This window comes from Modestobacter caceresii (assembly GCF_000761485.1).
Classification (GTDB): domain Bacteria; phylum Actinomycetota; class Actinomycetes; order Mycobacteriales; family Geodermatophilaceae; genus Modestobacter; species Modestobacter caceresii.
The window spans coordinates 71,322-82,374 of the sequence record NZ_JPMX01000007.1; the positions used below are offsets into that span (position 1 = coordinate 71,322).

The 11,053-nt window shown below is 74.3% G+C and carries 11 protein-coding genes and 1 tRNA gene; 7 read left to right on the top strand and 5 right to left on the bottom strand.

What is annotated here, in order from left to right:
• Positions 1-37: 37 nt before the first annotated feature.
• A complete protein-coding gene (locus IN07_RS02380; RefSeq protein ID WP_081975121.1) occupies positions 38-1,114 on the top strand; it encodes a polyprenyl synthetase family protein in 1,077 nt (358 codons plus the stop codon).
• Between the two features lie 12 nt (positions 1,115-1,126).
• Positions 1,127-2,320 (top strand): PQQ-dependent sugar dehydrogenase, encoded by a 1,194-nt coding sequence (locus IN07_RS02385; RefSeq protein ID WP_064972345.1) that lies wholly within the window; start codon positions 1,127-1,129, stop codon positions 2,318-2,320.
• Here the strand turns inward: IN07_RS02385 and IN07_RS02390 are convergent.
• On the bottom strand, positions 2,304-2,990 hold the full coding sequence (locus IN07_RS02390; RefSeq protein WP_036333193.1) for a pyridoxamine 5'-phosphate oxidase family protein: 687 nt from the start codon (positions 2,988-2,990) through the stop codon (positions 2,304-2,306). The genes IN07_RS02385 and IN07_RS02390 overlap by 17 nt on opposite strands.
• Before the next feature lie 126 nt (positions 2,991-3,116).
• Between IN07_RS02390 and pdxR the strand changes: the two genes are divergently transcribed.
• Positions 3,117-4,439, top strand: a complete 1,323-nt coding sequence (gene pdxR / locus IN07_RS02395) for a MocR-like pyridoxine biosynthesis transcription factor PdxR (protein WP_231557957.1) — start codon at positions 3,117-3,119, stop codon at positions 4,437-4,439.
• Between the two features lie 60 nt (positions 4,440-4,499).
• Here pdxR and IN07_RS02400 read toward each other — a convergent pair whose 3' ends face one another.
• Positions 4,500-5,624 carry a 2-oxoacid:ferredoxin oxidoreductase subunit beta gene (locus IN07_RS02400; RefSeq protein WP_231557958.1) on the bottom strand — a complete coding sequence of 375 codons (1,125 nt, stop codon included), beginning with the start codon at positions 5,622-5,624 and terminating at the stop codon, positions 4,500-4,502.
• Complete coding sequence (locus IN07_RS02405) at positions 5,621-7,594, bottom strand: 2-oxoacid:acceptor oxidoreductase subunit alpha (protein ID WP_052090572.1); 1,974 nt, start codon at positions 7,592-7,594, stop codon at positions 5,621-5,623. The genes IN07_RS02400 and IN07_RS02405 overlap by 4 nt, the downstream gene beginning before the upstream one ends.
• A gap of 212 nt (positions 7,595-7,806) precedes the next feature.
• Between IN07_RS02405 and htpX the strand changes: the two genes are divergently transcribed.
• Positions 7,807-8,670 carry a zinc metalloprotease HtpX gene (gene htpX / locus IN07_RS02410; RefSeq protein WP_036333197.1) on the top strand — a complete coding sequence of 288 codons (864 nt, stop codon included), beginning with the start codon at positions 7,807-7,809 and terminating at the stop codon, positions 8,668-8,670.
• A 39-nt stretch (positions 8,671-8,709) separates the two neighbouring features.
• Here the strand turns inward: htpX and IN07_RS02415 are convergent, their stop codons facing one another.
• Positions 8,710-9,201 (bottom strand): YajQ family cyclic di-GMP-binding protein, encoded by a 492-nt coding sequence (locus tag IN07_RS02415; RefSeq protein WP_036333198.1) that lies wholly within the window; start codon positions 9,199-9,201, stop codon positions 8,710-8,712.
• An 89-nt stretch (positions 9,202-9,290) separates the two neighbouring features.
• On the opposite strand from IN07_RS02415, the gene IN07_RS02420 reads away from it, so the two are divergent.
• Positions 9,291-9,372, top strand: a tRNA-Tyr gene (locus IN07_RS02420).
• Between the two features lie 47 nt (positions 9,373-9,419).
• On the opposite strand, the gene IN07_RS02425 is transcribed toward IN07_RS02420, so the two are convergent.
• A complete protein-coding gene (locus IN07_RS02425; protein WP_036333199.1) occupies positions 9,420-9,857 on the bottom strand; it encodes a pilus assembly protein TadG-related protein in 438 nt (145 codons plus the stop codon).
• Positions 9,858-10,022: 165 nt separating this feature from the next.
• Here IN07_RS02425 and IN07_RS02430 point away from each other — a divergent pair, with 165 nt between their 5' ends.
• Both IN07_RS02430 and IN07_RS02435 read left to right on the top strand, forming a co-directional pair.
• On the top strand, positions 10,023-10,304 hold the full coding sequence (locus IN07_RS02430) for a hypothetical protein (protein ID WP_036333200.1): 282 nt from the start codon (positions 10,023-10,025) through the stop codon (positions 10,302-10,304).
• Positions 10,301-11,053: hypothetical protein (locus IN07_RS02435; RefSeq protein WP_036333201.1), on the top strand; the 753-nt coding region annotated here is incomplete at its 3' end. The genes IN07_RS02430 and IN07_RS02435, both read left to right, overlap by 4 nt.

The window sequence follows — 11,053 nt, forward strand, 5'->3', positions numbered from 1 at the left end:
GCCGGGGGCCGTGCGCGGCGGCTATCTTCGTCGGTTGATGACCGGAGCCGGCACCACCAGCCCCCAGGGCGGCGGACGCGACCCCCAGCGAGAGGGCCAGTCCTGGCACCGGCCCGCCAGCCCGGCCTCGACGATCGGCCCCTGGCTGCCCGACGGTGAGCTCGGTGAGGCCCTGTCCGACGGGCTGGCGCGGGTGGAGGCCCGGCTGGCGTCCTCGGTCGCCAGCGAGCACGCGTTCGTGAACGAGGCCGCCGGTCACCTGATGGCCGCCGGCGGCAAGCGGTTCCGGCCGCTGCTGGCCCTGCTCGCCGCCCAGCTCGGCGACGCGGACGCCCCCGAGGTGGTCGACGCGGCCGTCGTCTGCGAGCTGACCCACCTGGCCACGCTGTACCACGACGACGTGATGGACGAGGCCTCCGTCCGCCGGGGCGCCCCGAGCGCCAACAGTCGCTGGACCAACAGCGTCGCCATCCTGACCGGCGACTTCCTCTTCGCCCGGGCGTCGGACCTGCTGGCCGACCTCGGTCCGGAGGCCGTCCGGGTGCAGGCCCGGACGTTCGAGCGGCTGGTCACCGGGCAGCTGCGGGAGACCGTCGGCGCCCAGCCGGGCGAGGACGCCGTCGGCCACCACCTCGGGGTGCTGGCCGACAAGACCGGGTCCCTGGTCGCCACCTCCGCCCGATTCGGTGCCTCGTTCGCGGGCGCCACCCCGGAGCTGGTCACCGCGCTGACCGCGTTCGGTGAGGAGGTCGGGGTGGCCTTCCAGCTCTCCGACGACCTGATCGACATCGTCAGCGAGGCCGGGGTGTCGGGGAAGCGCCCCGGCACCGACCTGCGCGAGGGGATCGCCACCCTGCCGGTGCTGTTCGCCCTGGCCGGTGACGACCCGGCCGAGGCCCGGCTCCGCGAGCTGGTGGCCGGCCCGGTCGTCGACGACACCGAGCACGCCGAGGCGCTCGCCCTGCTGCGCAGCTCGACCTCGCTCGCCCGGGCCACCGCCGTGCTCGGCGAGTACGCCGACCGGGCCCGCAACCGGTTGACGGCGGTGCCCGACGGCCCGGTGCGGGAGGCCCTCTCCGGGTTGTGCACGTACGTGGTGACCCGCACCAGCTGAGGAAGGACCCCCATGCCCCCCACCGCTCGCAAGCTCGCGGCGGGACCCTGCATGGGGGCCGTGCTGCTGCTCGTCGCCTGCGGTGCCACCGACTCCGGCGCTGGCGACACCGACGCGGCCGCCCCTGCGCCGGTGTCCGCACCCACCGGTGCCCCCGCGTTGGACGTCGAGGTCGTGCTCGACGGGCTCGACCACCCCTGGGACGTCGCCCAGGCGCCGGACGGCACCCTGCTGGTCGACGAGCGCGCCGGCGGCCTGACCGCGGTGCTGCCCGACGGCGAGGCGCGCACGCTGGACGCGGACTTCGACGACCTGTTCGCCGAGGGGGAGACCGGCCTGATGGGGCTCGCCCTGGACCCGGCCTTCGCCGACAACCGGCGCTTCTACACCTGCCAGGGCGTGCAGTCCGCCGATGGCGCCGAGATCCAGGTGGTCGCCTGGACCGTGGACGAGGGGTGGACCACCGCCACCCGGGTCGCCGACCCACTGCTGGGCGGCATCCCGGTCAACGCCGACAGCGGACGGCACGGCGGGTGCCGGGTCGAGTTCGGCCCCGACGGCGCGTTCTTCGTCGGGACGGGGGACAACGCCCTCGGGACCAACCCCCAGGACCTCGGCTCGCTCGCCGGCAAGGTCCTCCGGATCGACCCGGACACCGGTGAGGCCCTGCCGGACAACCCGTTCACCGCCGACGCCGACGCCGCTGACCGGATCTGGACGTACGGGCACCGCAACGTGCAGGGCCTGGCCGTGCACCCCGACTCCGGCCAGGTGTACTCGGTGGAGCACGGGCCCGACCGGGACGACGAGGTGAACCTGCTCCAGCCGGGTGCCGACCACGGCTGGGACCCGGTCGGGGCGGGCGTGTACGACGAGAGCGTGCCGATGACCGCCCCCGGCGCCGTGCCCGCGGTCTGGTCCTCCGGCGAGCCGACCATCGCGCCGTCCGGGGCGACGTTCCTCGACGGGGAGGCCTGGGGTGACTACGACGGGCTGCTGCTCATCGGCGTGCAGAAGGACACCGGCGTCCTCGCGCTCCGGCTGACCGATGACGGCGAGCTCGTCGAGTCCTTCCGGCTGCCCGAGCTCGAGGACGCCCACGGCCGCATCCGCACCCCCGAGCAGGGGCAGGACGGCGCGCTCTACGTCACCACCGACGACGGCGACGGCGAGGACCAGCTGCTCCGGGTCACCCCGGCCAGCTGAGCGCACGGTCCCGCACCCGGGGCGGCACCGGCACCCCGGCCGGGAGCAGCGGATCGGGCTCCGGCTCGCCGAGCACGGTGCGCAGCGGCAGGACCCCGGCCCACACCGGCGCCGGGCCGGCATCGGCCGCCAGGTCGCGCTCGTCGTCCCCGGGCGGGCCGGTGCGCACCTTCAGGCTCGCCTCGGCGAGGTCCAGCGCCAGGACGGCGGTGGCGGCCAGTTCCCGGCGGTCCGGCTGCCGGGTCGCCGTCCAGGAGCCCGGCGCCAGCTGCTCGGTCAGCGCCGCCAGCGCGCGCAGCCGCTCGGCGGGGTCGGTGACCAGCTGCGCGGTGCCGTGCACGACGGCGCAGCGGTAGTTCATCGAGTGGTGGAAGGACGAGCGCGCGTAGACGACGCCGTCGACGTGGGTGACGGTGAAGGCCACCGGCTGACCGGCCGCGGCGGCGCGCAGGGTGGCCGCGCCGGTCGAGCCGTGCAGGTAGAGGGTGTCGCCGACCCGGCCGTACCCGGTGGGCAGCACCACCGGCGCGCCGTCGAGCACGACGCCCAGGTGGCCGACGAGCCCGGCGTCCAGCACGGCGTACAGCTCCGCGCGGTCGGTGCGGGCCCGCCGAGCTCCGCGGCGGATGGTGCTGCGGGCGGTGGGGGAGAGCGGGGCTGCGACGTCCATGCCCCCAACGTGCAGCACGCAGTGGCATCCTCCAAGGGCCATTCCGCCGCTTTTCCGCCAGGCCACCGGAGGTGTCCGCTGATCGACGTCCCGCCCGTCGTCCTCGACCGGTCGGCCGCGAGGCCGTTGTCGGCGCAGCTGGCCGACGGGCTGCGGGAGGCCGCCGTGGCCGGTGCACTGCGCCCGGGTGACCGACTGCCGTCCACCCGGGAGCTGGCTGCGGCGTTGCGGGTCAGCAGGACGGTCACCGCAGCCGCCTACGACCAGCTGCTGGCCGAGGGGTGGGCTGCCGGGCGCCGCGGGGTGGGCACGTTCGTGGTCGGCTCCGTGCTGGCCCGACCGGCACCGGCCCGCGCCGGCCTGGCCGCGCCGCCGACGGGTCCGGCGCTCGTCGACCTGCGGGCCGGGTCGCCCTGTCTCGAGGTGCTCGACCAGGCGGCCTGGCGTCGTGCCTGGCGTGCCGCTGGGGACAGCGCGCCCGACGCCACCACCGAGTCGGCCGGGGACCCGGCCTTCCGCGCCGCCGTCGCCGAGCACCTGCTGCGCCACCGGGGGTTGTCGGCCACCGCAGCCGACGTGCTGGCCACGTCCGGCACCTCGGCCGCCGTGGCCGAGGTCGCCCGCGTCCTGCCCCCGGGCAGCCGGGTCGGGGTGGAGGACCCGGGGTACCAGCGGGTCGTCGGTGCGCTGGTCGACGCCGGTGTGCAGCCGGTGCCCGTCCCCGTCGACCGCGACGGCCTGGTCGTCGCCGCGGTGCCGGCCGGGGTGGCCGCCGTCTACTGCACCCCGGCCCACCAGTACCCGCTCGGCCTGCGGATGTCGGCAGCCCGGCGGCTGGACCTCGTCGCCCGCGCCCGCACCGAGGGCTGGTGGGTGCTGGAGGACGACTACGACGGCGAGCTGCGCTACGACGTCGCTCCGCTGCCGCTGCTCGGTGCCCTGGGGCCCGACGTCGTCGTCCACCTCGGCACCACCAGCAAGATCGTGAGCCCGACCCTGGGTGCCGGCTGGCTGGTGGCGCCACCGGGCCTGCGCGCCGACCTGCTCGCCCGGCGGACCAGGACGGGCACCCGCCCGGCTCGGGCCGGTCAGCGGGTCCTCGCCGCGCTGGCCGACTCCGGCGACCTCGCCCGGCACCTGCGGCGGCTGCGCCGCGAGCTCGCCGGCCGCCGGGCGGAGGTGCTCGCGTCGGTGACCGCGGCCGGCTGCCTGGCGGAGGGAGACCCCGCCGGAGCCCACGTGCTGGTGCCGCTGCCCGACCGTGGGACGGAGGCGGCGGTCATCGCGGCGGCCGCGGCCCGCGGGGTGGCCCTGGACGGGCTGGGACGGCACCACCTGGCCGGCGCCGACGGGGACCGGGCCGGGCTGGTGCTCGGGTTCGCCCACCCCACCAGGGGCGAGCTCGCCGGGGCCCTGGCGGTGCTCACCGAGCTGCTCCGCGGGGCATGAACGCCGGTGGCCCAGGACCGGAGAGGTCCTGGGCCACCGGCGTTCAGCGGTCGACTCGGATCAGCTGACGGTCCAGCTGTCGCTGCCGGCCAGCAGGGCGTCGAGGTCGGCGGGCTCCTGGGCCGCGGCGTCCTCGAGCTGGTCGGCCATCATCCGGTCGTAGGTGGGCTTGGCCACCGACCGGAAGACGCCCATCGGGCTGTAGCGCAGGTCCTGGCTGGACAGCCGGGACAGCGCGAAGGCGTACGACGGGTCCTCGCGGTGCGCGTCGTGCACCACGATCTGGCTCGCGTCGACCTGGTTGGTCTCGGCGATCCGCAGGCCGCCGAAGTCGTCGCGGACGACGCAGGAGGCGCCCCCCGGGCCGAAGACCAGCGGCTCGCCGTGCACCAGCGGGATGGTCCACATCGGGCCGGTGGCCGGGTCCTTGAGCAGCTCGAAGGCGCCGTCGTTGAAGATGTTGCAGTTCTGGTAGATCTCCACCAGCGACGTGCCCTGGTGCTCGGCGGCCTGGCGCAGCACGTCGGTGAGGCCCTTGCGGTCGGAGTCCATCGCCCGGCCGACGAAGGTCGCGTCCGCGCCCAGCGCGAGCGACACCGGGTTGAACGGGGCGTCGATCGAGCCCATCGGGGTGGACTTGGTGACCTTCCCGACCTCCGACGTCGGCGAGTACTGCCCCTTGGTGAGCCCGTAGATCCGGTTGTTGAACAGCAGGATCGTCAGGTTCACGTTGCGGCGCAGGGTGTGGATCAGGTGGTTGCCGCCGATGGACAGCGCATCGCCGTCCCCGGTGACGACCCACACCGACAGGTCCGGGCGGGAGGCGGCCAGTCCGGTCGCGATGGCCGGGGCCCGGCCGTGGATCGAGTGCATCCCGTAGGTGTTCATGTAGTACGGGAACCGGGAGGAGCACCCGATGCCCGACACGATGACCATGTCCTCGCGGGCGATGCCGAGGCTGGGCAGGAAGCTCTGGACCGCGTTGAGGATGACGTAGTCACCGCACCCCGGGCACCAGCGCACCTCCTGGTCGGTCTTGAGGTCCTTGGCCTTCAGCGTCGTCTGCTTCGGGCCGTTCGCCGCGACCGAGGCGTCGATGGCGCCGGAGATCGTGGTGACGTCCGGACCTGCGGCGGGCATGCCGAGGTCGTGCACGTGGGCGTTGGTGGACTCGATGGCGGTCACAGTGCCGCTCCCGTCTGTGCAGGGGTGTCGGAGCCGGTGTCGAGGGTGGCGACCGTCCCGGTGGTCCCGTCGATGACGTCCTGGAACACGGCAGCCAGTTCGGCGGCGCGGAACGGGAGCCCGCGCACCTGGGTGTGGCTGTGCACGTCGACCAGGTACTTGGCCCGCAGGACCATGGCCAGCTGACCGAGGTTCATCTCGGGGCAGACGACCCGGTCGTACCGGGCGAGGATCTCGCCCAGGTCGGCCGGCAGCGGGTTGAGGTGGCGCAGGTGCACCTGGGCGATCGAACGGCCCGAGGCGCGGATCCGACGGCAGGCCGCGCCGATCGGTCCGTAGGTGGAGCCCCAGCCGATGACGGCCACCCGGGCGTCGCCGTCCGGGTCGTCGACCTCGGTCGCCGGGATCGAGGCGGCGATGCCGTCGACCTTGGCCTGCCGGGTGCGGGTCATGAAGTCGTGGTTCTCCGGGTCGTAGGAGATGTTCCCGGTCTTGTCGGCCTTCTCCAGCCCACCGATCCGGTGCTGCAGCCCCGCCGTCCCGGGGACCGCCCAGGGCCGGGCCAGGGTCTCCGGGTCACGCAGGTAGGGGAGGAACTCGCCGTCCTCACCGTTGGGCTCGGTGGCGAACTCCGTGCGCAGGTCGGGGAGCTCGTCGGTGGCCGGGATCGACCACGGCTCGGCGCCGTTGGCCAGGTAGCCGTCGGACAGCAGGATGACCGGCGTCCGGTAGGTCAGCGCGATCCGCGCTGCCTCCAGCGTGGCGTCGAAGCAGTCGCCGGGGGAGCGGGGCGCGATGACCGGCACCGGGGCCTCGCCGTTGCGGCCGTAGAGGGCCTGCAGCAGGTCCGACTGCTCGGTCTTGGTGGGCAGGCCGGTCGAGGGGCCGCCGCGCTGCACGTCGACGATGAGCAGCGGCAGCTCGGTCATCACGGCCAGGCCGATGGTCTCGGCCTTGAGCGCCACACCCGGACCGGACGTCGTCGTCACACCGAGCGCCCCACCGAAGGAGGCGCCCAGGGCCGCGCCGATGCCGGCGATCTCGTCCTCGGCCTGGAAGGTGCGCACGCCGTAGGCCTTGTGCTTGGACAGCTCGTGCAGGATGTCGCTGGCCGGGGTGATCGGGTAGGCCCCGAGGAACACCGGCAGGCCCGAGCGCTGCCCCGCGGCGACCAGGCCGTAGGAGAGCGCCTGGTTGCCGGAGATGTGCCGGTACTTGCCCGGGGCCATCGGAGCCGGCTTGACCTCGTAGGAGACCGCGAAGGCCTCCGTCGTCTCGCCGTAGTTGAACCCGGCGCGGAAGGCGGCGATGTTGGCCGCGGCGATCTGCGGCTTGCGGCGGAACTGCCGCTCCAGGAACCGGATCGTGCCCTCGGTGGGCCGGTGGTACATCCAGGACAGCAGGCCGAGGGTGAACATGTTCTTGCTGCGCTCGGCCTCCTTCTTGCCCAGGCCGGAGTCCGCGAGCGCATCGGTGGTCATCGAGGTCAGCGGTACGCTCACCAGCTGCCACTTCTCCAGCGAGCCGTCCTCGAGCGGGTTGCTGGCGTAGCCCACCTTGGCCAGGTTCCGCGGGGTGAACTCGTCGGAGTCGGCGATCAGCAGGCCACCGCCGGGGAGGTCCACGAGGTTGGCCTTCAGCGCCGCCGGGTTCATCACGACCAGCACGTCCGGGGCGTCGCCCGGGGTCATGATGTCGTGGTCGGCGAAGTGCAGCTGGAAGCTGCTGACCCCGGGGAGGGTGCCCGTCGGCGCCCGGATCTCGGCGGGGAAGTTCGGCAGCGTCGACAGGTCGTTGCCGAACGAGGCCGTCTCACTGGTGAAGCGGCCACCGGTGAGCTGCATCCCGTCGCCGGAGTCCCCGGCGAGCCGGATGACGACGCGATCGAGCTCGACGACGCTCTTCACCAGTCCGCCGGGGGCGGAGCTGTGGGCGGCAGCGTCGATGGCGGGGTCCACGGCGGGGTGCATGCCAGGGGCAACACCGTTCGCGGCAGAGCTGATTCCGGGGTTGGTGCCAGTCATGTGTGAGGTACCTCCGACCCGCCAGGCTACGTGCGCGGCGCGCCGGGGGACCGGCTCGGCCGTCGACGTGAGGGAAGCCACACAGGGTCGGCTCACCTCACAGCCGGGCCCCAGCCCGCCGGGGGAACGGGGATCGGGCCGGCGGCGTTCTACCGCTCGTGCAACGCTGGAACAACGGACTGAAGACGGCCGTGCTGCTGGGCCTGATGGCCGGGGTCATCCTGCTGGTCGGCAGCTTCTTCGGCCGCGGCGGGCTGCTCATCGCGCTGGTGCTGGCGCTCGGCGTGAACGGCTGGGCGTACTTCAACTCCGACAAGCTGGCGCTGCGGGCCATGCGTGCCTTCCCGGTGACCGAGACCCAGGCCCCGCAGCTCTACGCGATCGTGCGCGAGCTCGCGACCGAGGCCCGTCAGCCCATGCCCCGGCTGTACGTGAGCCCCACGAACCAGCCCAACGCCTTCGCCACCGGCCGCAACCCGCGCAACGCCGCCGTCTGCTGCACCCAGGGCATCCTGGAGCTGCTGGACCGCCGGGAGCTGCGCGGCGTGCTGGCCCACGAGCTCTCGCACGTCTACAACCGCGACATCCTGATCAGCTCGGTCGCCGGCGCCATGGCCACGGTGATCACCTACCTGGCGCACATGGCGATGTTCGCCTCGCTGTTCGGTGGCCGGTCCGAGGACCGGCAGGGCGGCGGGCTGGGTGGCCTGCTGCTGGTCTTCCTCGGCCCGGTCGCCGCGGGCCTGGTCCAGATGGCGGTCAGCCGCAGCCGGGAGTACCAGGCCGACGCCTCCGGTGCGCGGCTCAGCTCCGACCCGTTGGCGCTGGCCAGTGCGCTGTCCAAGCTCGAGCGCGGCGTGGCGGCCCGGCCGCTGCCGCAGGACGACCGGCTGGTGACCCAGAGCCACCTGATGATCGCCAACCCGTTCCGCGGGCAGGGGATGGCGTCGATGTTCGCCACCCACCCGCCGATGGCCGAGCGCATCGCCCGGCTGCAGCAGATGGCCCGGGAACTGGGCTGACGGCCCCTGCGCCGCGGCGCGGGGGCCGTCTCCCTCAGCTCAGCGGTAGTTGTCGAACTGCAGCGCGATCTCGAAGTCCTTGCTCTTCAGCAGCTGCTGGACCGCCTGCAGGTCGTCGCGCTTCTTGCCGCTGACCCGGAGCTGGTCCCCCTGGATCTGCGCCTGCACGCCCTTGGGGCCCTCGTCGCGGATGGCCTTGGCGATCTCCTTGGCCTTGTCCGAGGCGATCCCCTGCTGGATCCGGGCGGAGATCTTGTAGACCTTCCCCGAGGACTGCGGCTCGTCGGCGTCCAGCGCCTTCATCGAGATGCCCCGCTTGACCAGCTTCTCCTTGAACACCTCGAGCGCTGCGGCCACCCGCTCCTCGGTGTCGGCCTGCAGGCTCACGGCCTCCTCGCCGGCCCAGGCGATGGTGGCGTTCACGCCACGGAAGTCGAACCGCTGCGACAGCTCCTTGCCCGCCTGGTTCAGGGCGTTGTCGACCTCCTGCCGGTCGACCTTGCTCACCACGTCGAAGGACGCATCGGCCATGTCGGTTCCTCCTCAGTGGGGACGGCGTGCCGCCGGGGACCCGGCGAGGACGTCGTCCCCCGTCTTGTAAGCTCTCCCGGTACCACCACGGCGGGTTGCCCGAGTGGCCAATGGGAGCGGACTGTAAATCCGTCGGCTTAGCCTACGAAGGTTCGAATCCTTCACCCGCCACACCTGGTACGACGGCCCCCGACCACGCGGTCGGGGGCCGTCCTCGTTCATGCGGTCGGTGCCCGGGCGCTGGCCACGGCGGTGCGCTCCAGTGGCTCGCCGGCCAGGAAGAGCCAGCCGAAGGCGATCGGGACCGACCGGCTGCACCGCACGGTCACCTCGGCGCCGTCGGTCACCGCCGACCACGAGTCCAGGACGACGCCCGCGTCCCCGAGCTGGTCGGCCACGGCCGCCTCGGCCGCCGCCCGGGTCAACGGCAGCTCGGTGCCCACCCCGCGGGTGTAGACGGCACCCTCGTCGACCTGGTTCGCCGCCGCCAGCGCGGCACCGTCGCAGACCGACTGGACCTCCTGCTGCTCCAGGAAGGCGTCGGAGGCAGCGATCGCGCCGAACACCATCAGCGCCCCCACCAGCCAGCAGACCAGCACGAAGGGCAGGGTCGACCCGGCCTCGGGGTCGCCGACGTCGGGCGGTCCGGTGCGCACGCGCGCAGCCTAGAGGCGGGCCGCAGCGGTGCTCCGCCGTCGTCCACCGGTTGTGGACGACGCCTGTGGACGGTGTGGACGACGACGCCCCGCTCGGCCTGCGACGCCAACGAGCCTGTGGACGACGGCCGGGGACGACGCCGTCGGGCCGCCAGACTCCCCGGCATGGTGATCGAGGTGGTCCCGGCCCGGCTGTACGCGCTGGCCGGGGTGCTGGACGCCGCGTCGGCCCGGGTGGCCCAGGTCAGGGCGACGGGCGACGGCGCGGGGGTGGGCGGTCCGCTCGGCCCGGTCGTGGCCGGGTTCGGCGAGACGGTGGCGGCCGCCGGTGGCTGTCTGGCCGGAGAACTGGCCTGGCTGCGGAGTGCCGTGGCGACGGCCGCCGACTCCTGGCAACAGCTGGACGGCGAGCTGCTCCCCGGGCGGGGCGCGGCGGTCCCCCGGTGAGCACGCTGCTCCCCACGCCGGCGGAGCTGCCCGACCCGCCGGGCTCCCCGGCTGCCCTGGGCGACGTCCTCGACCAGCTCACATCGGCCGGCTTCGCCGCGGGGACGACGGTGCACCTGCTGGGCGCGGCGGCCGTCGACACCGGCTGGCAGGGAGCCGACGCGGCGGCGGTGACCACCGAGGTCGCCACGGCGACGGCCGTGACCGGCGAGCTGCACAGCGCACTGACGACGGCGGCCGCCCGGCTCGCTGCGCACCGTGAGCTCTGGCTGACCGTGCTCGCGCGGGTCGCCGCCCTGCGCGCCGACCAGCGTGACCAGTTCGCCCACGCCGGGTCCCGGCTCGCCGTGTTGATGGGGCCGGCGTGGGACGGCGGCGTCCCCGCTCCCGGCCGCGACCAGGCCGCCGACCTCGCCGCGGCGGTCGCGGTGGACGACGCCGACCGCGCCGTCGAGCACCGGGCCCTGCTGGACGAGCTGACCGCCGACGCCATCGCCGTCGCGGCGGTGCTCGCCGCGGTCGCTGCACCGCTGGGTGGGGCCGCCCGCCCAGGGGACGCCGAACGGGTGACCGGCTGGCTCGCCGGCCGCCTGCCGGGCTGGGGGGCCGGCGCGCTCACCGCCCTGGGGGTGCAGGCCGCCGACGACCTGACCCGGCCGGGTACGGCCGCGCAGCTCGATGCGGCGGCCGTCCGCTGGTCGGGGCACGCGGCGAGCCCGGCCTTCGCCGCCGCCGTGGTCGGTCGGCTC

Coding starts and splice junctions, on each gene's coding strand:
- IN07_RS02430 (WP_036333200.1), top strand. CDS start 10,023: ATGGTGATCGAGGTGGTCCCGGCCCGGCTGTACGCGCTGGCCGGGGTG.
- IN07_RS02405 (WP_052090572.1), bottom strand. CDS start 7,594: ATGCACCCCGCCGTGGACCCCGCCATCGACGCTGCCGCCCACAGCTCC.
- IN07_RS02390 (WP_036333193.1), bottom strand. CDS start 2,990: ATGGACGTCGCAGCCCCGCTCTCCCCCACCGCCCGCAGCACCATCCGC.
- IN07_RS02415 (WP_036333198.1), bottom strand. CDS start 9,201: ATGGCCGATGCGTCCTTCGACGTGGTGAGCAAGGTCGACCGGCAGGAG.
- IN07_RS02380 (WP_081975121.1), top strand. CDS start 38: ATGACCGGAGCCGGCACCACCAGCCCCCAGGGCGGCGGACGCGACCCC.
- IN07_RS02385 (WP_064972345.1), top strand. CDS start 1,127: ATGCCCCCCACCGCTCGCAAGCTCGCGGCGGGACCCTGCATGGGGGCC.